Origin of the sequence: Paraburkholderia domus (assembly GCF_905220705.1) — a bacterium.
GTDB classification, from domain to species: Bacteria; Pseudomonadota; Gammaproteobacteria; order Burkholderiales; family Burkholderiaceae; genus Paraburkholderia; species Paraburkholderia domus.
The window spans coordinates 62525-84449 of sequence record NZ_CAJNAT010000031.1 but is presented as its reverse complement, the minus strand read 5'-3'; the positions used below and the strand labels follow the sequence as shown (position 1 = coordinate 84449).

18 protein-coding genes are annotated in these 21925 nt (G+C 62.4%); 15 read left to right on the top strand and 3 right to left on the bottom strand.

Translation table 11 applies throughout. From position 1 onward, the window contains the following. The first annotated feature begins 526 nt into the window (after positions 1–526). The 11 genes from KHO31_RS32835 to KHO31_RS32785 all read left to right on the top strand — a co-directional run bounded on the left by KHO31_RS32835 (position 527) and on the right by KHO31_RS32785 (position 12336). On the top strand, positions 527–1216 hold the full coding sequence (locus tag KHO31_RS32835; RefSeq protein ID WP_201075317.1) for an ABC transporter permease: 690 nt from the start codon (positions 527–529) through the stop codon (positions 1214–1216). 4 nt (positions 1217–1220) lie between these two features. Continuing rightward, positions 1221–1934, top strand: coding sequence for an ABC transporter permease (locus tag KHO31_RS32830; protein WP_201075315.1), 714 nt, complete (start codon positions 1221–1223; stop codon positions 1932–1934). Between the two features lie 79 nt (positions 1935–2013). Further along, positions 2014–2805 (top strand): ABC transporter ATP-binding protein, encoded by a 792-nt coding sequence (locus KHO31_RS32825; protein WP_054043063.1) that lies wholly within the window; start codon positions 2014–2016, stop codon positions 2803–2805. Positions 2806–2833: 28 nt separating this feature from the next. Further along, positions 2834–3883: a GlxA family transcriptional regulator gene (locus tag KHO31_RS32820; protein ID WP_201085839.1), complete on the top strand. Its 1050-nt coding sequence runs from the start codon at positions 2834–2836 to the stop codon at positions 3881–3883. Between the two features lie 144 nt (positions 3884–4027). Continuing rightward, a complete protein-coding gene (locus KHO31_RS32815; protein ID WP_201075312.1) occupies positions 4028–5263 on the top strand; it encodes an aspartate aminotransferase family protein in 1236 nt (411 codons plus the stop codon). Positions 5264–5318: 55 nt separating this feature from the next. After that, complete coding sequence (gene aruF, locus KHO31_RS32810; protein ID WP_201085863.1) at positions 5319–6377, top strand: arginine/ornithine succinyltransferase subunit alpha; 1059 nt, start codon at positions 5319–5321, stop codon at positions 6375–6377. Continuing rightward, positions 6374–7411 carry an arginine N-succinyltransferase gene (gene astA, locus KHO31_RS32805; RefSeq protein ID WP_201075311.1) on the top strand — a complete coding sequence of 346 codons (1038 nt, stop codon included), beginning with the start codon at positions 6374–6376 and terminating at the stop codon, positions 7409–7411. Before aruF ends, astA begins: the two co-directional genes overlap by 4 nt. Positions 7412–7413: 2 nt before the next feature. Continuing rightward, the gene (astD, locus tag KHO31_RS32800) at positions 7414–8877 is read left to right on the top strand and encodes a succinylglutamate-semialdehyde dehydrogenase (protein WP_201108283.1); all 1464 of its coding nucleotides are present in this window, start codon (positions 7414–7416) and stop codon (positions 8875–8877) included. Between the two features lie 9 nt (positions 8878–8886). Further along, on the top strand, positions 8887–10227 hold the full coding sequence (astB, locus tag KHO31_RS32795) for an N-succinylarginine dihydrolase (protein ID WP_211625219.1): 1341 nt from the start codon (positions 8887–8889) through the stop codon (positions 10225–10227). Continuing rightward, entirely contained in the window at positions 10211–11269 is a 1059-nt protein-coding gene (astE, locus tag KHO31_RS32790; RefSeq protein ID WP_201075308.1) for a succinylglutamate desuccinylase, read from the top strand. Before astB ends, astE begins: the two co-directional genes overlap by 17 nt. 272 nt (positions 11270–11541) lie before the next feature. Continuing rightward, entirely contained in the window at positions 11542–12336 is a 795-nt protein-coding gene (locus KHO31_RS32785; RefSeq protein WP_201075306.1) for an ABC transporter substrate-binding protein, read from the top strand. A 153-nt stretch (positions 12337–12489) separates the two neighbouring features. On the opposite strand, the gene KHO31_RS32780 is transcribed toward KHO31_RS32785, so the two are convergent. Continuing rightward, positions 12490–13248, bottom strand: a complete 759-nt coding sequence (locus tag KHO31_RS32780; protein ID WP_201075304.1) for an acetoacetate decarboxylase — start codon at positions 13246–13248, stop codon at positions 12490–12492. A gap of 268 nt (positions 13249–13516) precedes the next feature. Here KHO31_RS32780 and KHO31_RS32775 point away from each other — a divergent pair, with 268 nt between their 5' ends. Then, positions 13517–14899: an EAL and HDOD domain-containing protein gene (locus KHO31_RS32775; RefSeq protein ID WP_201075302.1), complete on the top strand. Its 1383-nt coding sequence runs from the start codon at positions 13517–13519 to the stop codon at positions 14897–14899. Between the two features lie 134 nt (positions 14900–15033). Here KHO31_RS32775 and KHO31_RS32770 read toward each other — a convergent pair whose 3' ends face one another. Continuing rightward, positions 15034–16491 (bottom strand): HDOD domain-containing protein, encoded by a 1458-nt coding sequence (locus KHO31_RS32770; protein WP_201075300.1) that lies wholly within the window; start codon positions 16489–16491, stop codon positions 15034–15036. A gap of 91 nt (positions 16492–16582) precedes the next feature. Next, positions 16583–18397 carry a putative bifunctional diguanylate cyclase/phosphodiesterase gene (locus tag KHO31_RS32765; RefSeq protein WP_201075298.1) on the bottom strand — a complete coding sequence of 605 codons (1815 nt, stop codon included), beginning with the start codon at positions 18395–18397 and terminating at the stop codon, positions 16583–16585. Between the two features lie 297 nt (positions 18398–18694). On the opposite strand from KHO31_RS32765, the gene KHO31_RS32760 reads away from it, so the two are divergent. From KHO31_RS32760 to KHO31_RS32750, 3 genes are all read left to right on the top strand, one after another. Further along, positions 18695–20029 (top strand): EAL and HDOD domain-containing protein, encoded by a 1335-nt coding sequence (locus KHO31_RS32760; RefSeq protein WP_201075296.1) that lies wholly within the window; start codon positions 18695–18697, stop codon positions 20027–20029. A 139-nt stretch (positions 20030–20168) separates the two neighbouring features. After that, positions 20169–20732 (top strand): peroxiredoxin, encoded by a 564-nt coding sequence (locus tag KHO31_RS32755; RefSeq protein ID WP_201075294.1) that lies wholly within the window; start codon positions 20169–20171, stop codon positions 20730–20732. Between the two features lie 101 nt (positions 20733–20833). Continuing rightward, on the top strand, positions 20834–21298 hold the full coding sequence (locus KHO31_RS32750) for a hypothetical protein (protein ID WP_201075647.1): 465 nt from the start codon (positions 20834–20836) through the stop codon (positions 21296–21298). Positions 21299–21925: the final 627 nt, after the last annotated feature.

The following is a 21925-nucleotide window of genomic DNA, read 5'->3' as shown; positions in this document are numbered from 1 at the left end:
AGCTGCTTTCTCTTGCCTACTTCTCTTTGCAGCAGCAAAGAGAAGTAGGTGCCGCCCCGCACAGGGGCAACGCTAATAGACCAAAAAGAATGCAAGGAAAGGCCAACACCATAAAAGCACAGACACTAAGCGCCGCGCAGGCAAACAGATCAAGGAAAGGCCAACGCCCTAGGCAAACAACCAAAAAGCGCCGCGCAGGCAAAAAACCCAGGCAAACCCCACCGCCGTAGGCAAACATCCAAACACCCCTCACCGCAGGCTATCAAAAAAGCGACTCAAAACTTGCTAAATCGCCCCAGCGCTCGCAGCGCACCCTGCACCTTACAAAACCATACCCCCCACAAAACCAAGCCCTACAAGCGCCGAGCCGCGGCAAACACCCCATTGCTGCATCGCAGCATACATTCGCCGTCCCTTTGAGAAATTAATTTCCGCTTGCGAGACTCCGCGCCATGCCGGATGAGTCGGGCAGGCATAACCCGCCCCCATCCATGACATCCTCAATAAATCCTGGATGGAGACACGCGTGTTCCTTTACGGCTTTGGTCCGGTGTTGCTGGCCGGCACGATCCAGACGATCGAGTTGTCCGTCCTGTCGCTAGCAGCCGCTGTGCTGCTCGGCCTCGCGGGCGCAGCGGCGAAACTCTCATTCAACCGGCCGCTACGGATGATCGCAACCGGCTATACGACGCTAATCCGCTCCGTGCCCGACCTCGTGCTGATGCTGCTGCTGTTCTACAGCATCCAGATCGCGGTCAACAATCTCACCGACGCACTCAATCTGCCGCAGTTCGATATCGATCCGTTCGTGGCAGGCGTGCTGACGCTCGGCTTCATCTACGGCGCATACTTCACCGAAACCTTCCGCGGCGCGTTTCTCGCCGTGCCGCGCGGTCAGCTCGAAGCAGGCAGCGCCTACGGAATGAGCGGTGCGCGCGTGTTCACGCGCATCCTGTTTCCGCAGATGATGCGCTTCGCGCTGCCGGGCATCGGCAATAACTGGCAGGTGCTGGTCAAGGCCACGGCGCTGGTGTCGATCATCGGCCTCGCCGATGTCGTCAAAGCCGCGCAGGACGCCGGCAAGAGCACCTTCAATATGTTCTTCTTCATTCTGGTCGCCGCGCTGATCTATCTGGCGATCACCACCGCGTCGAACCTCGTGCTGATCTGGCTGGAAAAGCGCTATTCGATCGGCGTGCGCCACGCGGAGCTCTAAGACCATGATCGATATTCTCAATCAATTCTGGCGCGCATTCCTCTACTGGGACGGTCAGCGCATGTCCGGTCTGGCAGTCACGCTGTGGCTGCTGGTAGCGTCGATCGGGATCGGCTTTTTCGTGTCGATTCCGCTCGCCGTGGCGCGCGTCTCGAAGAAACGCTGGCTGTCGACGCCGGTGCGTCTTTACACCTACGTGTTTCGCGGCACGCCGTTGTACGTGCAACTGCTGCTGATCTACACCGGCATGTACAGCCTGGAATTCGTGCGCTCGCATCAGTTGCTCGACGCGTTTTTCCGCAGCGGTTTTCACTGCGCGATTCTCGCCTTCGCACTGAACACCTGCGCGTACACCACCGAGATTTTCGCCGGCGCGATCCGTTCGACTTCGCATGGTGAAGTGGAAGCGGCCCGCGCCTACGGCATGAGCTGGTTCACGATGTACCGCCGCATTGTGATACCGTCCGCGCTGCGCCGGGCGCTGCCGTTGTACAGTAACGAAGTGATCCTGATGCTGCACGCCACCACGGTCGCGTTCACAGCCACGGTGCCGGACATCCTGAAGGTAGCGCGCGATGCGAATTCCGCCACGTATCAGTCGTTCGATGCGTTCGGCCTCGCGGCGCTGATTTACCTGGTGGTGTCGTTCGCGCTGGTGGCCCTGTTCCGCCGCGCCGAGCGTCACTGGCTGGGTTACCTGGCGGTGCGCACGCACTGAGCAGGCATGTTTCGATAGAGCGGCGCGGCTGGCTCGCGCCGTCACCAAGATTGATCCGTATTTTCAAAGGGAGAGCATCTTGCTCCACACGACTCAAACCGAAGCTTGCAAGCTCGCCGTTCAGGACATCCACAAGCGCTACGGCGACAATGAAGTGCTCAAGGGCGTGTCGCTCAACGCGAACAAGGGTGACGTGATCAGCATCATCGGCGCGAGCGGATCGGGTAAGAGCACCTTCCTGCGCTGCATCAATTTTCTGGAGCGGCCGAACGCGGGGCAGATCGTCGTCGACGGCGAAATGGTTAAAACCAAAGCCGACCGCGCCGGAAATCTGGAAGTGGCCGATCACAAGCAGCTGCAACGCATCCGCACGAAACTCGCGATGGTGTTCCAGCACTTCAATTTGTGGGCGCACATGAATGTGATCGAAAACATCGTCGAAGCGCCGATTCATGTGCTCGGCATGTCGCGTCGCGAAGCCGAAGAGCGTGCGCGTGAATATCTCGAGAAGGTGGGTCTCGCACCGCGTCTGGAAAAACAGTATCCGTCGCACCTGTCGGGCGGGCAGCAGCAACGCGTCGCCATTGCGCGCGCGCTGGCGATGAACCCCGACGTGATGCTGTTCGACGAGCCCACCTCCGCACTCGATCCGGAACTGGTCGGCGAAGTGCTGAAGGTCATGCAGAAGCTCGCCGAAGAAGGCCGTACGATGATCGTCGTCACGCACGAAATGGGTTTCGCGCGCAACGTGTCGAATCATGTGATGTTCCTGCACCAGGGCCGCACCGAAGAAGAGGGCTTGCCCGCCGAGGTGTTGACCACGCCGCGCAGCGAGCGGCTCAAGCAGTTCCTGTCCGGCAGCCTGAAGTAACGCGCGGCTCGCGTTTTACCGCTAAGTGATGGCTCGCACGTCCAACCCGGCTCGCACCACGCAGGTCGCAATCGTCGCATTGCCGCCGGTGTCGATGTCGGGCGTCGGGCCGATTGTCGACGCGCTCAATCTCGCCAACGAAATCGACGGCCGGGCGCTGTACCGCGTGCAGGTCTGTTCGTGGGACGGCCGCGCGGTGCCTTTGTCGGGCGGCGCGCAATGGCCGGCCGATGCCGCCTTCGGTGATGCGATTTCGTGCGACTGGCTGATCATCGTCAGCGAACGGTTCCAGCAATTCGCCGACTATCGCCTCTTTCTCGCGAGTCTTTCGCGCGTCGGGCAGCGTACGCCGCTCGTCACCGGCATTCATCACGGCGTCTGGTGGCTGGCGATGGCAGGGCAGTTGTCCGGCTATCGTGTGAGCGTCAACTGGGAAACCTATCAGCAGTTCTCCGAGCAGTTCGAGCGCTCGATCGTCACTCAACAGATCTTCGAAATCGACCGCGATCGTGCAACCTGCGCGGGCGGTCAGGCGACTGTCGACTTCATGCTGGCGATGATCGGCCGCGATCACGGGCCGGAGTTGGCGGACCGGATTGCCGATACGCTTGGCGTCGGCGTATTGCGCGCGGGCGAAGAGCGTCAACGTATTCCGTTCGTGACCGCGCCGGGCGAGCGCCATCCGCGTCTGAACGATGCGCTGATGCTGATGGAAGCGAATATCGAAGACCCGCTCACGACCGACGAAATTGCGGGTCTTGTCGGTGTCTCGCGGCGTCAGTTGGAGCGCCTGTTCCGTCAGTATCTCGGCTCGATGCCGTCCAAATACTATCTCGGCCTGCGGCTCTCGAAAGCGCGCACGCAATTGCAGCGCACCAGCAAATCGGTGGTGCAGATCAGTCTCGCGTGCGGTTTTTCGTCGGCGGCGCACTTTTCCAACGCGTACCGCGAACGCTTTGGTGTCACACCACGCGAGGATCGTCGTAACTGGATCGACAAGCAGACCGGCGCGACCGGCACCGCGGCCAGTGAGCCGCGACCGGCCGCGTTGATCGAACGGCCCGACCAGGCGGAATAAGCAGGCCGGGAAGCGCACGTTTTGCGACCCGCACGCGACATTTCCGCCCGGAAGCTCATAGAAAGCGTCGCGTATGCGCAAGACGTATCGCGTGCGGTTTCCTACACTACGTGTATTACCTCTCACCTGTAACGAGGATTTGCCATGAACGACCTGACTGTGACACGCCAGACCTTCGACGAAGTGATGGTGCCGGTGTTTTCGCCCGCCGCCTTCGTGCCGGATCGCGGTCTCGGCTCACGCGTCTGGGATACGGAAGGCCGCGACTATATCGACTTCGCCGGCGGTATCGCCGTCACCGCACTCGGTCATGCGCATCCTGAACTGTTGAAAGTTCTGCACGAGCAGGGCGGCAAGCTGTGGCACATCGGTAACGGCTACACCAACGAGCCGGTGCTGCGTCTCGCCAAACGCCTCGAAGACCTGACTTTCGCCGACCGTGCATTCTTCGCCAACTCGGGCGCGGAAGCGAACGAAGCGGCTTTGAAGCTGGCACGCCGCGTCGCGTTCGAGCGCCATGGCGCCGATAAGGTCGAAATCATCTCGTTCACCCAGTCGTTCCACGGCCGCACGTTCTTTACCGTGAGCGTCGGCGGCCAGCCGAAATATTCGGAAGGTTTTGGCCCGGTGCCGGCCGGCATCACCCATCTGCCGTACAACGACATCGAAGCCGCAAAGAAAGCGATCGGCGCGCAGACCTGCGCGGTGATCGTCGAGCCGATCCAGGGCGAGGGCGGCGTGATCCCGGCCGATCCGGCGTTTCTGAAGGCACTGCGCGAAGCCTGCGATCAGCACGGCGCACTGCTGATTTTCGACGAGGTACAAACGGGCGTGGGCCGCAGCGGTCACTTCTACGCGTACCAGGATACCGGCGTGACGCCGGACATCCTGACCACCGCGAAGGCGCTCGGCAACGGTTTCCCGATCGGCGCGATGCTGACCACCAACGAACTGGCCGCGCACTTCAAGGTCGGCGTGCATGGCACGACCTACGGCGGCAATCCGTTGGGCGCGGCGATCGCCGAGAAGGTGGTCGAGCTGGTCAGCGATCCGAAGGTGCTCGAAGGCGTGCGTACTCGCAGCGACGCATTGAAGGGCCAACTCGCGAAGCTCAACGAACGCTTTGGTCTGTTCACGGAAGTGCGTGGCAAGGGTCTGTTGATCGGTGCGGAATTGACCGATGCGTTCAAGGGCCGCGCGAAGGATTTCGTCACGGCCGCGGGTCAGCACGGCGTGATCATGTTGATGGCCGGCCCGGACGTGCTGCGTTTCGTGCCGTCGCTGGTCATGCCGCTCGACGATATGTACGAAGGTTTCGCGCGTCTGGCGAAGGCTATCGAAGAGATCGTCGGCGCAAAGACTGAAGCCGCGTCGAAGTGAATCACGACACTGAGCTAAAGCACTGGATCATGCGTCACATTCAACAGGAACGATGATGCTCTTCGTACGCCCCGGCCGCCTCGCCGATCTCGATGCGCTCGAACATATGGCGCGCACAGCGCAACCGGTGCTGCATTCGCTGCCGCACGACCGGCGTGCGCTCGAAGCGCGCGTCGCGTTGTCGGAAGACTCGTTTCGCGCGGATGTCGATTTTCCGGGCGAGGAGTTCTATCTGTTCGTGCTCGAGGATGCGCAGAGCGGCAAGCTGATGGGCACGGCGAGCATCGTCGCCGCCGCCGGTTATTCGGACCCGTTCTACGCGTTTCGCAATGACGCGCTGATTCATGCGTCGCGTGAGTTGCACGTGAACCGCAAGATTCACGCGCTGACCATGTCGCATGAACTGACTGGCAAGAGCCGGCTTGCGGGCTTTTACATCGACCCGTCGCTGCGTGGCGATGCGGCCGCGCATCTGATGTCGCGGGCGCGGATGATGTATATCGCCGCGAATCGCAAGCGCTTCACGCCTGAGGTGTTCTCGCTGCTGCTTGGCGTCACCGACGACTCGGGCGTGTCGCCGTTCTGGGAAGCGGTGGGGCGCAAGTTTTTCGGCCGCAATTTCGCCGACATCGAAATCGAATCGGGTGGCCGCAGCCGCACCTTTATCGCCGAAGTGATGCCGACCTATCCGATCTATGTGCCGTTGCTGCCGGAAGCGGCTCAGCGCGTGCTCGGCGAGCCGGATTCGAAGGCGCTGCTCGCGTATGAGATTCACCTCGAAGAAGGCTTCGAGACGGATCGCTTCATCGATATTTTCGACGCGGGCCCGGTGTTGACCGCGCAGGTCGATCGCAGCGCCTGTGTGACGCGCAATGAAACACGTGTGGTGCGCGAGGCCGGCACGGCTGCCGACGGCTCGACCTATCTGATCGCGCATAACGGTGCGGACGGCGAGTTTCGCTGCGTGCTCGGGACCTTGGTCGGCGGTAAAACAACTGGCGCGTCGTTGTCGCATGCGGCGCGTGCCGCGCTCGGCGTGACGGAGGGCGACACGGTACGCTGCGTGCCCTTGCACCAGCCGCATCAGGAAGAATTTTCGGGAGACGCACAATGATCGTCGTTCGCGTTGTGCAACGAGGCGATGTGGATGCGCTCATGCGGCTCGCGCAGGAGACCGGTCCCGGTCTCACCACGTTCAAGCCGGATCGCGATGCACTCGCGGCGCGCGTTGAACGTGCGCGCCGCACAATGGAAGACAAGGCCGAGCCGCACGAAGCCGGCTACTTCTTCGTGATGGAAGATACCGACACCGGCGACGTGGCCGGCGTATGCGGGATCGAAACGTCGGTCGGCCTCCAGCAGCCGTTCTACAACTACCGCGTGAGCACGGTCGTGCACGCGAGCCAGGACCTCGGCATCTGGACGCGCATGCGCGCGCTGAACATTTCGCATGACCTCACGGGTTATGCCGAAGTGTGCTCGCTGTTCCTGAGCCCGCGTTATCGCACGAGCGGCGTCGGCGGTTTGCTGTCGCGTTCGCGCTTCATGTTTCTTGCGCAATTCCGCGAGCGTTTCCCGCAGCGGTTGTGCGCGGAATTGCGCGGCCATTTCGACGCGGAAGGCACCTCGCCGTTCTGGCGCGCGGTGGGCTCGCATTTCTACCAGATCGATTTCAACGCGGCGGACTATCTGAGCTCGCACGGCCGCAAGGCGTTTCTCGCCGAGCTGATGCCGCGTTATCCGGTGTATGTCGAACTGTTGCCGGAAGAAGCGCAGGAATGCGTCGGCCTGACGCATAACGACACGATTCCGGCGCGCCGCATGCTCGAATCCGAGGGGCTGCGCTACGAGAATCACGTCGATATCTTCGACGCGGGCCCGGTGCTCGAATGCCATATCGCCGACTTGCGCACCGTGCGCGAGAGCGTGCTGGCGCGGGTGGAAATCGCCGATGTGCCTGTGGGCGCCCCGCAGGATGCACCGCGTTCGATGGTATCGAATACGTCGTTGGGCGATTTTCGCGTGGGCGTGGCCGCGGGCGTGCCGCGAGACGGCGTGTTCCGCATGAGCGCAGCCGAAGCGGCCGCGCTCGACGTCAAGGCAGGCGACCCGGTGCGGGTGCTGCCGCTGAAACACAAACAAGGATGATCATGAGCGAGCTTTTCATCGACGGCGAATGGGCCGCCGGCACAGGACCCGCATTCGCGTCGCGCAACCCGGGTACGGGCGCGACGGTTTGGGAAGGCAACAGCGCTTCGGCGGCCGACGTCGACCAGGCGGTGCGCAGCGCACGCCGTGCATTCTCCGCATGGTCGGCGCTGAGTCTCGACGAACGTTGCGGCGTGGTACGCCGCTTCGCCGCGCTCGTGACGGAACGCAAGGAAGCGCTTGCCGAAGCGATCGGCCGCGAGACGGGTAAGCCGCTGTGGGAAGCGCGCACTGAAGCGGCTTCGATGGCGGCGAAAGTCGAGATTTCGATTCAGGCCTACAACGAGCGCACTGGTGAAAAGCGTTCGCCGATGGCTGACGGCACTGCCGTGCTTCGGCATCGTCCGCATGGCGTGGTCGCGGTGTTCGGGCCGTATAACTTCCCGGGGCATCTGCCGAACGGGCATATCGTGCCGGCGCTGATCGCGGGCAATGCGGTGGTGTTCAAACCGTCCGAACTCGCGCCGGGCGTGGCTAAGCTTACTGTGCAGATCTGGCACGATGCAGGCTTGCCCGCTGGCGTGCTGAACCTCGTGCAAGGCGAGAAAGAGACGGGTATTGCGCTCGCCAACCACCGGCAGATCGACGGCCTGTTCTTCACGGGTAGTTCGGATACCGGAACATTGCTGCACAAGCAGTTCGGCGGCCGCCCGGAGATCGTCCTCGCGTTGGAGATGGGCGGCAACAATCCGCTCGTGATCGGACCCGTGGCGGATGTCGACGCCGCCGTGCATCACACGATTCAGTCGGCGTTTCTGTCGGCAGGGCAGCGTTGCACCTGTGCGCGCCGCATTTTGGTGCCGAACGACGCGTTTGGCGACCGCTTCGTGGAACGCCTGACCGAAGTGACTTCGCGTATCAGCGTGGGCGAATACAACGCCGATCCGCAGCCGTTCATGGGCGCGGTGATTTCCGCGCGTGCGGCTTCGCGTCTGGTCGCGGCGCAAGAGCGTCTGCTGGCCGACGGCGCGAAAGCGCTGCTGAAAATGGAGCAGCGCGATCCGGAACTCGGCTTCGTCACGCCCGCGATTCTCGATGTAACCGCCGTGAAGGACCTGCCGGACGAAGAGCATTTCGGACCGCTGGCGCAGATCATTCGCTACAGCACATTCGACGAAGCGCTGGACAAAGCCAACGATACCGAATTCGGCCTTTCAGCCGGCCTGCTCGCCGACGACGAAGCACTGTGGACGCATTTCCAGCGCACCATTCGCGCGGGCATCGTCAACTGGAACCGGCCGACTAACGGCGCATCGTCGGGCGCGCCGTTCGGTGGCCCGGGGCGCTCGGGCAACCACCGGCCGAGCGCGTTCTACGCGGCCGACTACTGCGCGTATCCGATGGCGTCCGTCGAAAGCGCGCAACTGCAAATGCCCGCGAGCGTCTCGCCGGGCCTTCAATTCTAAGGATCGACGATGCAAGCCACTGAAGCCAATTTCGACGGTCTCGTCGGCCCGACCCACAATTACGCGGGGCTCTCGTTCGGCAACGTCGCGTCGCAGAACAACGAGAAGTCGGTTGCGAATCCCAAAGCAGCCGCGAAGCAGGGCCTGCGCAAGATGAAGCAGTTGGCCGATCTCGGCTTTCATCAAGGCGTGCTGCCGCCGCAGGAGCGTCCTTCGATGCGTCTCTTGCGTGAACTCGGCTTTTCGGGCGACGACGCGACGGTGATCGCACGCGTTGCCAAAGACGCGCCCGAGTTGCTGGCCGCGGCGAGTTCGGCTTCGGCGATGTGGACCGCGAATGCGGCCACGGTGAGTCCGTCGGCCGACACGCACGACGGCCGTGTGCATTTCACGCCGGCCAATCTGTGCAGCAAGCTGCATCGCGCGATCGAGCATGAATCGACGCGCCGCACGCTGCGCGCCATTTTCAGCGACGCCGATCGTTTCGCGGTGCATGAAGCACTGCCCGGCACGCCGGCACTCGGCGACGAAGGTGCGGCGAACCACACGCGTTTTTGCTCGGAATACGGCACACATGGCGTCGAATTCTTCGTCTATGGTCGCAGCGAATATCGCCGCGGACCGGAGCCGAAGCGTTTTCCCGCGCGTCAGACGTTCGAGGCGAGCCGCGCGGTCGCGCATCGTCACGGTCTGAAAGAAGCGGCTACGGTGTACGCACTGCAGAACCCCGACGTGATCGACGCGGGCGTGTTCCACAACGACGTAATCGCGGTCGGCAATCGCAATACGCTGTTCTGCCATCAACTCGCGTTTGTCGAACAGAACGGGGTCTACGACGAACTGCGCACGAAGCTTTCGGGGCTGAAGGCCGAGTTCAACGTGATCGAAGTGCCCGACGCTCAGGTGAGCGTGTCCGACGCGGTCACGTCGTACCTGTTCAACAGCCAGTTGCTGACGCGCCCGGACGGCAAGCAGGTACTGGTGGTGCCGCAGGAATGTCGCGAGAACGCGCGCGTGGGCGCCTATCTGGACGATCTGACCTCGCACACCGGCCCGATCGACGACGTATTGGTCTTCGATCTGCGCGAAAGCATGAAGAACGGCGGTGGTCCAGCATGTCTGCGTCTGCGTGTGGTGTTGAACGACGCGGAGCGTGCGGCGGTGACGCCTGGTGTGTGGATCAACGACAACCTGTTCGGCCGCCTCGACACGTGGATCGAAAAGCACTATCGCGATCGTCTCGCACCGTCCGATCTGACCGATCCGCAATTGCTCGCCGAGTCGCGCACTGCGCTCGATGAACTGACGCAGATTCTCGGTCTGGGCTCGCTGTATGACTTCCAGCGCTGAGCACGGCGTGCCGGTTTCGCTACTCGACGATTTTCTTGCCTACACGCTGGCAGGCACGCGGCCTGGCGCGCAGGAAACGCAGGGCGTGCGTCCCAACAGTGACGTGCGCTGGTCGTGGCTCGACGATGGTGTTCTGCAACTCGAGCCCACGGCGCTGGAGAAGGGCGCTCGCAGCGTGCTCGCTTCAGCCGGCGTGCATGGCGACGAAACCGCGCCGATCGAACTGCTGTCGTATCTCGTGCGCGATATCGCACAAGGTAGCGCCGCGCTGACCTGCCGCTTACTGGTGATTCTCGGCAACGTCGACGCCATGCGCGACGCGTGCCGGTATCGCGATGACGATCTGAACCGCCTCTTTAGCGGACGTCATACGCAGCTGCCACACAGCCACGAAGCACCACGTGCCGCGGCATTGGAACAGGCGGCGATGCGCTTCTTCGCCGCTGCGTCGGACGAGCCCGGCGCCCGTTGGCACGTCGACATGCATACCGCGATCCGCCCTTCGGCGTTCGAGCAATTCGCCTTGTTGCCGCATACCGGCAAGCCGCTTTCGCGCGGAATGTTCGAATGGCTCGGCGAAGCGCACATCAGCGCGGTGCTGCTTCATACGACCAAGGGCAACACGTACTCGCACTTCACCGCGCAGGCATGTGGCGCCGAAGCCTGTACGCTCGAACTCGGCAAGGTGCGCCCGTTCGGTCAGAACGATCTGACGCGTTTCGCCGGCGCGGACGAAGCGCTGCGCCATCTGCTGGCCGGCACAAAGAACGGCAACGTGCCCGCGGCGATGCCGCGCGTGTTCACCGTGATCGACCAGCTCACCAAGCAAAGCGACGCATTCGAATTACTGGTCGCGGCCGATGTGCCGAATTTCACGCCCTTCGTGAAGGACACTGTGCTCGCACGCGACGGCGACTATCGCTACGCCGTGCGTCACGATGAGGAACGCCTCGTGTTTCCGAACGCAACGGTCAAGCCAGGCTTGCGCGCGGGTTTGCTGGTGGTCGAGACCACCGAGGATACGCTGGCACGACTCGTCTAGTGCCACACCGCTTCACCTCATTGATTCATCCTCCGTGTTGCCTGAACGCGACGCGAATTTGCACCTTCGCTGGGCATCGATTCGATGCCGCGTGAACGAGCCGCTTGCCCGCGCCCGCCAGGCGTGCGTTTCGAAGCCTGTACAATCGCGCCCTCGCGGCTGTTGCGCTGCACCACACCGGCCGCACGAGTTTGAATCGCAATTTTGGCGCGGCAATCATGCTGACCCGGATTCGGCTCCGTCTTATTCAATACCGTAGAGGAACACCCGTAATGAAGATGAATTGGCGAAACATGGCCGCGCTCGCGCTGTTCGCGACGGCAACGGTAACGGCTGGCTCCGCGTCGGCTGCGGATATCAAGGAAGTGCGCTTCGGAGTCGAGGCGTCGTATGCGCCGTTCGAATCGAAGTCGCCGTCGGGCGAGCTGCAAGGTTTCGATATCGACGTCGGCAATGCTGTGTGCGCGAAGCTGAAGACGAAATGCGTGTGGGTCGAGAATTCGTTCGACGGCCTGATTCCGGCGTTGCAGGCGCGCAAGTTCAACGCGATCAACTCGGACATGACGATCACGGAACAGCGCCGCGCGGCCATTGACTTCACCGATCCGATCTACACGATCCCGAATCAGATGATCGCCAAGAAGGGTAGCGGCCTGCTGCCTACGCCGGCCTCGCTCAAGGGTAAGCACGTCGGCGTGCTGCAAGGCACGATCCAGGAAACCTATGCGAAGGCGCACTGGGCCCCGGCCGGCGTCGACGTCGTGCCGTATCAGACGCAGGACCAGATTTACGCCGACCTCGCGTCGGGCCGTCTGGACGCCGCGTTCCAGGACGCGGAAGCGGCTTCGAAGGGCTTCCTGAAGAAGCCGCAAGGCGCAGGCTTCGAATTCGCCGGCCCGGCCGTCACCGACGAGAAGCTGCTCGGCGCGGGCGTGGGCTTCGGTATCCGCAAGGGCGACAAGGCGCTGAAGGACGCGTTGAACCAGGCGCTCAAGGAACTGAAGGCCGACGGCACGATCGACCGCTTCGCCGCGAAGTACTTCGACGTGAAGGTTGTGCTGAAGTAAGGCCTTGTGTGTCTCGCCTGATTGGTTTTGCTTGATGCAAACGGCCGCTGATGCGGCCGTTTGCATTTTTGGCGCTTTTGAAGCGCCGTCTGTATGACGCGTGCCTGGCGTATTGCTTCATGTGCGTCGCGCACGCTGCACCACGACAGTCGATTAGCGAGAGTTGGCCTCAGGCTGGTCGAGATAATCGAACACGACCTCACCGAGTCCCAGCGTCAGATCGGCAACAAGATGGCGTGCCTCGACGATTTCGAGCACCGGCAAATCGGCGACCGGCGCCAGCGCGTGGTGTGCCAGTTCGAGCGAGGCGGGACCCGTCCATGCGCCCTTGAGGGTGATGTCCTGCAGGTAGTAGCGCACCAGTTCGCAAATGCGCGGCGTGCCGTCCACGTGCGGAATGACCTTGAGCAGGAAGTTCGGCGTTTCCATGCGTTTCTGCTGCTGCGCGAGATCCAGCTGCCGATGCTTGTAGCCCATCGTGGCAGTAGCAATGCGCACTGGGCCGTAATCGAGTGTTCCGACGAGGGTATCCGTGTGCACCTGGAGCACCGGGTTGGCGAGCTTCTTCGGAAAACCCCACAGTTCACGGCCGCCGGCGATCGGCGGATGGTCGTCCAGATACATGGCGTGCGTGTAGCCGCCTGCCACCCCGTTGTACGACACCGGGATCACCTGGCCGCTTTCCGTGTAATCGCCGAATCCGGTCGAATCCGGCATGCGAATGAATTCGTAGTGCACGAGTGGCTCGCCGATCTGGAGCGGCTCAGGCACCACGGCACGCAGTTTGTCCGGATCGGTGCGGTAGGTGATGATCAGGAATTCCCGATCGACGAAACGATACGGACCCATCGGAAACGCCGGGCTCGTGATCGGCATCGCGAAGGCATTTGACAGCACGCTTTTGACGTCCATGATTTTCCTTAGTGGTTAAAGGCGGGTGGTGGAACGCTTCTGCACTGCACAAGAGTATCGTCGATTCTTTCCTTGTCTTCAGCGAGACGGGCAACCAATTATTTCGAGATATTGCGGCGTTGACATGTCCGCGCGCAACGGCCTGCGCTAAAATCGCCAAGCGCACCGCAGGCGCCACGGGCCTCAGAGGCTTGGGCGCACGCTGCCGGTGCAGCGAAAACCAAAATACAGCAGGAAGCGCCGGGGCGGCGCTTAGCGGGGGAGCAGAATGACCACCATCGCAATCGAGAATCCGAGCCAGACGGGTGCTGCGGACGATGCGCAACTGAATGCCAGCTTCGCGCGTCAGCCGATTCTAAATCGGGACGGCATGCTGTGCGGCTATGAGATCAAAGTGCGCGCGCCGGCGTTGCCCGCGAGCGCCGAAGCTGACGCGGCCTCGGTCGCGGGGCGTGCTGACGATTCGACTGCGGATGCCGGCGCCGCGCCGGGCCGCGCGCCCGATCCCGCGCAACAGGTGGTGCGAGCCATTGTTCGTGGCCTGATCCAAAGCAATGTACGCGGCGCGCTCACCGGGCATCCGGCTTACGTCGACGTAAGCCGGGAGATGCTGTTCGACGACTCGATCCTGCATCTGCCGGCTGACCGTTTCATGCTCGAACTGTCACCGTCGATTGAAATCGACGATGCGCTGATTGCCCGTATCGTTCAATTGCACGGCCGGCGCTATCGCTTCGTACTCGACGAGGTGACACAGCCCGACGAGACGTTTGCGAAGCTGTTGCCCTATGCGGAAGTCGTCAAGATCGATTTCACGCGTGCGTCGAAAGCGCTGTTGCCCAAATTGACGAGCGTGCTGAAGTCCGCGGGCAAGCTGCTGATCGCGTTGGGTCTCGATGCACAGACCGATTTCGAAGCGGCGCATGAACTCGGTTTCGACCGTTTCCAGGGCTACTTCTTCGCGCGTGCGCAGACCTCGACGACGCGGCGTGTCAGTGCGCCGCGGCATGCCTTGCTGAATCTGCTGCAACTGTTGTCAGGCGACCCGACCGTCGCGCAACTCGAAGCTGAACTCAAGCTGAATCCGGTGCTGGTCATGCACTTGATGAAGCTCGCGAATTCGAGTGGCCTGGCAGTCGGCCATAAGGTCACGACGCTGCGCGAAGCGATCAACGCGACCGGTACGAATCGGATCGCGCGTTGGACGCAGTTGCTGTTGTATGCGGATGGCCGCAAGGTTGCGCTGGAAGACGATCCGTTGCTGCAACTCGCGGCGACCCGCGCGCGCTTTATGGAACTGGCAATTGAGCGTTTGCCCGAAGCGGGGCGTGACGAAGCCGATGCGGCGTTTCTGACCGGCGTGTTCTCGTTCGTCGATGCGGTGTTCGGCGGCTCGCTCGAGAGCACGCTGAATGTGCTGACGTTGTCGCGGCCGATTCAGGCGGGCATCTTGCATCGACAGGGTGTGTTGGGGTTGCTGCTGACGGCGGTTGAAGCGCTCGAGCGCGGGGCATGGGATGAGCTCGATGCCTTGTGTGCGCGCTTGCAGCCGTTGACGGTGGAGGAGATCGCGTTGCTGGGGCTGGCGGCGGGGGCCTGGGCCGGGGTTGCGGATCGGAGTGCGGAAGGGTTGGAGCGGATTGAGGATTGAGGGGCAGGTTTGAGGTTTGAATCAGAGGCCGGCATGCTGTGCATGCCGGCCTCTCTACATCTGGGATTCGTGACTTAGGGCAAATACAAAACCGGTGAGCGTGAAGCGCCGTGATCAACGATCACGCCACGTCTTCACATCGTCTCCATTTCCCGCATCTGCCCCAAGCCGAAAAAACGTCCTAACTCCTTGGCCAGTTCATTCAACGCGCTCATTTCCTTCTGCGATATCCGGCGTGGCTCCTGAGTATGAGACCAGTCGCCATATAACAGCGCCACCGTCTGATCGGTTTCGTCGACTACCGGCAGCAGCACGAAGGCGCGGGCATCGTCGAACGAACGTCGGAACCATTCCGGTAATCGCGCGACCATCTTCGGGTCGCGTGCGTTCTCGATGAAAATACCGACCGAGTTCGCAATCGCGAGATGAAACACGTCGGGCTCGAACGCGGTGTTAAAGGTGAGCCTCGGCAGCGCCGCATCGATCTTCGGACCGAGTCCGAGGCGCGCCTTGAACGTGCCGTTGCTGTGCTTGACGAACACCACCGTGCGCGCAAAGCCGAGCGCTGCCAGCACGGTTTCCGCAGCCAGCGCCAGCGCCGGCGCGAGCGCGCTGCCCTCGGGCAGGCCGCGTAGATCTCCCACCCCCGCCGCGATGCGCGCTTCCGGATTGAGCGCCTCGCGCGCGATCGCGTCCGCATTGGCGCGCAACTCGACGATCTCGGCCATCACGCCATCGCCGCCTTCTTCGCGGGCGAGCGCGACGCTCATCTGATGCAGCACGTCCGGGTCGGTATTCAGTGCGTGGCTGTATTCCTGCGCCAGTTCGGCGATGCGCTCTTCGCGCTCCCAGTCCGGCATGTTCTGCTGGGTCAGCACGTCCGCAACCGCGGTCGAATAGTTGGTGATGGCGCGCAGCCACTGCACCTGGCGCGGTTGCTCGACGTCCAGCGGATCGAACTCGCCCATGCCGGAACGGATCATGTCGGGCAGACGCCAGCGCACGGCCGCTTCCGCGCCGATTTCGTCGAACGTGACGCCGAGCACCAGCACGCAGGCATCGGCTTCGACTGTGCCGTCTTCGATGTGCCGGCGGATCTGATCCCACTCGGCGTCGAGATAGAACACCACCAGCAGCTTGCCGATCTGCCGCATCAGTGTGCAGACCACGGCTTCTTCGCCGGCGCGCAGATCGCCGCGTTCGGTCAGCTTGCGCGCGACGCAGCCCGACAGCAGCGTGCGGTTCAATTCGAGTTTCGCGTCGATGCGGCGCGGCGCGCTGTGATGAAAGTGATCGACGATTTTCAGGCCGACCACCAGATGGCCGACCGCATCCATGCCGAGCACCATCAGTGCGCGCGACACGGTGGTGATGTTGCCGCCGAACGCCATGTACATGGCCGAGTTGGCAAGCCGCAGCACTTTTTGCGTCAACGCGAAATCCGACAGCACGACCTGCACGAGGCCGGTGAAGTCGAGGTCGTCGTTGTTCATCGCCGCCATGGTGGTGCGCAGCGACTGCGACAGCATCGGGAAATCGCCGCGCTCGCTCATTCGCGTCCAGAGCCGGTCGAGCACCGCCGCCTTTACCATGTGAGTCCCGCCAAAGCCATACATGTTCCAATGAGTGCCACACCGGCTCCTGGCCGGCATCTTCCGCTGCGCATGAGTTTCGCCTGCATCGCTATGCGGTGTGCAGGTGAAGCGTGCGCGCTTCGAAACGCTGTGCGAGTTCGTCGGAGGGCAACGCCTTGCAGACGAGCCACCCCTGAATATGGTCGCATCCCATCTCGGTGAGCAGGGCGCGTTGTGCTTCCGTTTCGACGCCCTCGGCAACCAGTTCGAGATCGAGTGTTTGTGCGAGTCCGACGACCGCGCTAACGATTGCCTGATCGTTCCGGGAGGTTAGCAGATTCTCGACAAAACTCCTGTCGATCTTGAGCTTGGCCAAGGGGAATCGTTGCAGGTAAGCCAGGCTCGAATAGCCGGTGCCGAAGTCGTCGACGGCAAAACGGATGCCCATCGCGGTCAATTCTTCGAGCAAACCCTTAGCGTGTGCCGGGTCGTGCATCAGCAGACTTTCGGTGATCTCGAACACGAGGCGGCGGGAATCGATGCCCGTCAATTCGATCGCTTCGCGCACGGAGTCTTTGAAACGCGGGTCGCGGAACTGCTGCGGCGACACGTTGACGGCGACGTATTGCAATGAGATGCCCTGCGCGTCCCACTGGATCAACTGCATGCAGGCAACCTTCAAGACCCAGTTGCCGAGGAAGTTGATCAGGCCGATCGACTCCGCGAGCGGAATGAACATCGAAGGAGGAACGAGGCCGTGCACCGGATGCGACCAGCGGATCAACGCTTCGACACCGACGACCCCATGCGTGCGGCTGCTCGTGATCGGCTGGAAGTGTAGCGAGAACTCGCCGTTGCGCACGCCGTCGTAGAGGTCGGCCTCCAGCTTCAGGCGCTCGGCGTCGGCGGGATTGTCGTCCGGTACGTAGAAGGCGAGCGTGTTGCCGCCGGCCGCCTTGGCCTGCAGCAAGGCATGGTCGGCCCAGCGCAGCAGGTGCGTGTCGTGGGCGGCGTCGTCGTTGGCGTGGCGCACGTCAGGGTAGAGCGCAATGCCGATGCTTGCCGACAGATGGACCTGCTGGCCGTTGAAGACATACGGTTGCTGGATCGCGGTCAGCAGGCGGCGGGCCAGCGCTTCGGCCGCGGCGGCCGCGTCGGTGCGGTTCGCGGCAGGTTTGACGAGGATCGCGAACTCGTCGCTGGCGACGCGCGCAACCGTCTCGCTCGGGCTCGTCATGTTCAGTATGCGCCGTGCGGTGTCGCGCAGCATCTCGTCGCCGGCATCGTAGCCGAGCGCGCGGTTCACGCGCTGATAGTCGTCGAGGTCGAGCAGCAGCAGGGCGGCCGGCGTGCCGTGCGCGTCGGCTTGCTGTTGCGCGTCGAGCAGGGCGGGGATCAGCGCCGGCTGGTTAGCCAGGTTGGTCAGGCGGTCCAGGTGCAGCGCCTGGGTCAGGCGTTCCTCGGTGGCGCGCCAGGCCGACACGTCGAAGCCGGCGATCGCATAGCCGTCGACGCCGTCGTGGCTGCTGCGCACCACGCGCAGCTCGACCGTGATCGGGTAGGTCAGCGACTTGATGAGACCGAGCGTGGCCTTCTCGACGTTGCCCGTGGCGGTGGCGCGCGTCAGCAGCGCGTCGAGGCGTGGCACGTCGGTGGGCGCCACGAGATCGTGCAGCGTGATGGTCTCGAGATACTCGCGGTGATAGCCGATGAAGCGCAGGCTGGCGTCGGAAACATAAAGGAAGCGCAGTTCCTGATCGACGTGCGCCAGCAGGTCGACGGCGCCGACCACCTGTTCCAGTTGCGCCGTGCGGCTCGCGCCCGGCTGCGGTTTGCCGTGGGCGCTGCGGCCGAACGCGCGAAACCGGTCGATGACCGTGCGCAAGGAGCCCCGGCGGGGCGCGGTGATCCTGTTCGCTTCCATGTTTGTCGCTGGCAACCTGTATTCGTCTGCAGGCGGGGGGCTTGCTGCCCGCCGTGTCTGGGCGGTTAAGCGGTATCAGGCCGCCCCATCAGAACAAGATAACGACCCGCGCGGGGAAATCTTTAGCGCCCGCTGCAAAAAACAAATGGTAAGGAGGTGGCTGCGTGGCCCGGCGGCGTCGCGGGAGCGATTCGGTTAAAGTGCAACGGCTTCGCATCCGTTAACAGGTCAAACCCGTTGTGCAGTGTCGGCTATGACGTCGCTGCGTAGCTTTCCGAACACTTGCACCGATGATCCATGTCTGAACGTCACTTTGTCAGGGCCACCCCCCGGCACGTCGAGGTGCTTGAGCAATGTGCCGAAGACGCCGACCCGGCGTCCGGAGCACAGTTCGTCTACCTGGGCCGCCAGCCGATTCTCGATCGCGATGGCGCGCTCCATGCCTACGAATTATTGTTTCGAGCCGGCGCGCATAACTATGCCGAGGTCAGCGATGACGCCCAGGCCACGGCACAGGTCGTGGCCCGCGCGATCGGCGGGATCGGCGTGGCGGCCGTGCTGGGCCAGCACCGCGGCTTCGTCAACATCGACCGCTCGCTGCTCTTTAACGACATCGTCCATCTGATGCCGCCCGAGCGCTTCGTGCTCGAGATCCTCGAAACCGTCAAGTTCGATGCCCATCTGGCCCGCCGGCTGACCGAGTTGCGCCGTGCCGGCTTCCAGGTGGCGCTCGATGATGTAAGCGAACTGTCGGACGAACTGCTCGCCGCGTTGCCGCACGCCGACATTGTCAAGATTGACTTCCTGCAGACCGAGCGGTCCGCGCTTGCCAAACTGGCGTCGACGGTACGCAGCCATGGCAAGACGCTGATCGCCGAGAAGATCGAGACGCGCGACGATTTTGCGCTGGCTCGCGACCTCGGCTTCGATCTGTTCCAGGGGTACTTCTTCGCGCGGCCGCAAGTGCTGGCCGCGCCGCGCAACCGCTCGCCGCGCCCCGGCCTGCTGCGTTTGCTGGCGCTGTTGTCGCGCGAGGGCGGCATTGCCGAGCTCGAGGCGGAACTCAAGCTGAACCCCAGCGTCGTGGTGCAATTGCTGCGCCTCGTCAATTCGAGCGCCTTTGGTTTGGGACGTAATATCGCGTCGCTGCGCGAGGCCATCATCGCCACCGGCACGCGGCAGATCGCGCGCTGGGCACAACTGCTGCTGTACGCGGACAGCGGCGATCTGCCGTGGCGCGCAGATCCGCTGGTGCAACTGGCCGGCACGCGCTCGCGCTTCATGGAATTGGCCGCCGGCTGGCTACGTCCGTCCGATGACGATTTTGCCGATGCCGCTTTCATGACCGGTATTTTTTCTCTGGTCCACGTGGTGGTCGGCAGCACGCCGGCGACCGTCCTCGAGAAACTCGGCCTTGCGCCGCAGATCCGTGATGCGATCGTGGCGCGCAGTGGGGCGCTCGGCACCTTGTTGCGGATTGCCGAAGCGGCCGGCGAGGGCGCCGATGCCGCCTTGATCGCAGCCGGGTCCGATGCGCCGCCCGGCTTCGTGGCGCTCACGCCCGAGGTGCTGGCGGAGCTGAATCTGTCCGCTGCGGCATGGTTTGGCGCGCATATCGAAGAAGCGGCCTGATGCATCCTTTGCGCGGGTTCTGACGTATCTAGTCTGTACGTGGTCCAATAGCGTTTTGAGGTCGGCTGGGTTCGGCTGAACCCCGTGACCTTCCGCTCATTGCGCGAACCGCGTGCATTAACGCTTCGAGGGACTGCAGATGAAGAGAAAATTCATACCGGTGGCACTGGCCGCCGTTTTGTCGGTCGGCTTCGCGATGCATTCGCTGACGGCCTCGGCCACGCTCAAGCCGGGCGATGCCGCGCCGTCGTTCACCACGCAGGCTTCGCTGGGCGGCAAGACCTACACGTATTCGCTTGCCGACGAGCTGAAGAAAGGGCCGGTGGTGCTGTATTTCTATCCGGCGGCTTTCACGAAAGGCTGCACGATTGAAGCTCACGAGTTTGCCGACGCGGTCGATGAGTACAAGAAATATGGTGCGACGGTGATTGGCGTGTCGCACGACGACATCGACACGTTGACGAAGTTTTCGGTGAGCGAATGCCGCAGCAAATTCCCGGTGGCGGCGGACGCGGACTCGAAGGTGATCGGCGCCTATGACGCCGGTTTGCCGATGCATAGCTCGATGGCCAATCGCGTGTCATACGTGATTGCGCCGGACGGCAAAATCATTTACGAGTACACGAGCCTGTCGCCGGAGAAGCACGTTGAGAACACGCTGAAGGCGGTGAAGGATTGGGTGGCGACACATAAGCAGCCGTAACGCTTTGCCAAGTGCGGCTGCGCATTTTTCGCAATGGTTTTTTGCTGCGAGATTTGGGGCTGCGCCGTGCCAGGCTGATTTTTTTCACTAGCGAGCTTGCGATGCCGATTGTTGTTGCATTGATTGCGCTGATCGCGCTGGTGTATGGCGCAGTGCGGGCGTTTTATGCCTTGCAGGCGGCTTTTGGTTTGGCGGTTGCTGTTGGGGTTGCTGTTCTTGTTGTTTTGCTTTTGATTGCTGCGGGTGTTTATTGGTGGCGGCGCCGGAAGGAAGTCGCTCCCAATATTCGCGATGGCGATTGGACTCATGAGGTTAAAGGGACCTGGGGGTCGGTTCGGCTTGCTGCCGGCAAGCGGCTATGTGAGATTCGCCTTGGCGGCGAGCAGGGGGATTATATTTTTGCCGATCTGCTTGGGGCTGAGGTGCAAGGCCATGGGGCTCAATGGCAGGTCGCTTTGAAGGTCAAAGACGCTAAACGCCAAGGGTGGGTTTTGCCCATGCTGGGCGAGCGGCAAGCTAAGCAATGGGTGCGGATTTTTTTGCTTGCTGTTGAGCAGAGGCTTTGAAGATGGGTTGTTTTTTTGCCTGCGGGGCGCTTTTGGGTTGTATGCCTAGGGCGTTGGGCTTTGCCTGGTTTTTTTGCCGGCGCGGCACTTTTTGTCTGGTTGCCCTGCGGCGTTGGCCTTTCCTTGCATTCTTTTTGGTCTATTAGCGTTGCCCCTGTGCGGGGCGGCACCTACTTCTCTTTGCTGCTGCAAAGAGAAGTAGGCAAGAGAAAGCAGCTCACACCGCCAATTTTTAAGCGGGCCCCCCGCGCAGTTACGGTAGTGGTGCATCTGGAATCCGTGCCCTCGCGCATTTGACGCTAGTGACCAAGGGCTCATCAGTTCCCACTCCGCACTGCGTGCGTCGCGGATGGGTCTGCCAGGGAAACCTGGGGCTTCGGTTGCGCGTGGTGGGAGCCATCGGCTTTGCCTCGGCGAAGCGCCGAATGACGCGCGAGTGCGAAACCGTAGCGGGTGGTTTAGTGAAGTACGTTTCGGTGCGCGCAGCGCCGCCGGAAGTATGAATGCCTTGTCACCAGGGCTGAATGTGCGAAGGCACGGATTCCAGATGCACCACTACCGTGACTGCGCGGGGGACCCGCTTAAAAATTGGCGGTGTGAGCTGCTTTCTCTTGCCTACTTCTCTTT

Bases quoted from the DNA above. Each gene is read 5' to 3' on its own strand.
- KHO31_RS32830 (WP_201075315.1), top strand. From the start codon at position 1,221: ATGATCGATATTCTCAATCAATTCTGGCGCGCATTCCTCTACTGGGAC.
- KHO31_RS32820 (WP_201085839.1), top strand. From the start codon at position 2,834: ATGGCTCGCACGTCCAACCCGGCTCGCACCACGCAGGTCGCAATCGTC.
- KHO31_RS32815 (WP_201075312.1), top strand. From the start codon at position 4,028: ATGAACGACCTGACTGTGACACGCCAGACCTTCGACGAAGTGATGGTG.
- aruF (WP_201085863.1), top strand. From the start codon at position 5,319: ATGCTCTTCGTACGCCCCGGCCGCCTCGCCGATCTCGATGCGCTCGAA.
- astA (WP_201075311.1), top strand. From the start codon at position 6,374: ATGATCGTCGTTCGCGTTGTGCAACGAGGCGATGTGGATGCGCTCATG.
- astD (WP_201108283.1), top strand. From the start codon at position 7,414: ATGAGCGAGCTTTTCATCGACGGCGAATGGGCCGCCGGCACAGGACCC.
- astB (WP_211625219.1), top strand. From the start codon at position 8,887: ATGCAAGCCACTGAAGCCAATTTCGACGGTCTCGTCGGCCCGACCCAC.
- astE (WP_201075308.1), top strand. From the start codon at position 10,211: ATGACTTCCAGCGCTGAGCACGGCGTGCCGGTTTCGCTACTCGACGAT.
- KHO31_RS32785 (WP_201075306.1), top strand. From the start codon at position 11,542: ATGAAGATGAATTGGCGAAACATGGCCGCGCTCGCGCTGTTCGCGACG.
- KHO31_RS32780 (WP_201075304.1), bottom strand. From the start codon at position 13,248: ATGGACGTCAAAAGCGTGCTGTCAAATGCCTTCGCGATGCCGATCACG.
- KHO31_RS32775 (WP_201075302.1), top strand. From the start codon at position 13,517: ATGACCACCATCGCAATCGAGAATCCGAGCCAGACGGGTGCTGCGGAC.
- KHO31_RS32770 (WP_201075300.1), bottom strand. From the start codon at position 16,491: ATGGTAAAGGCGGCGGTGCTCGACCGGCTCTGGACGCGAATGAGCGAG.
- KHO31_RS32765 (WP_201075298.1), bottom strand. From the start codon at position 18,397: ATGGAAGCGAACAGGATCACCGCGCCCCGCCGGGGCTCCTTGCGCACG.
- KHO31_RS32760 (WP_201075296.1), top strand. From the start codon at position 18,695: ATGTCTGAACGTCACTTTGTCAGGGCCACCCCCCGGCACGTCGAGGTG.
- KHO31_RS32755 (WP_201075294.1), top strand. From the start codon at position 20,169: ATGAAGAGAAAATTCATACCGGTGGCACTGGCCGCCGTTTTGTCGGTC.
- KHO31_RS32750 (WP_201075647.1), top strand. From the start codon at position 20,834: ATGCCGATTGTTGTTGCATTGATTGCGCTGATCGCGCTGGTGTATGGC.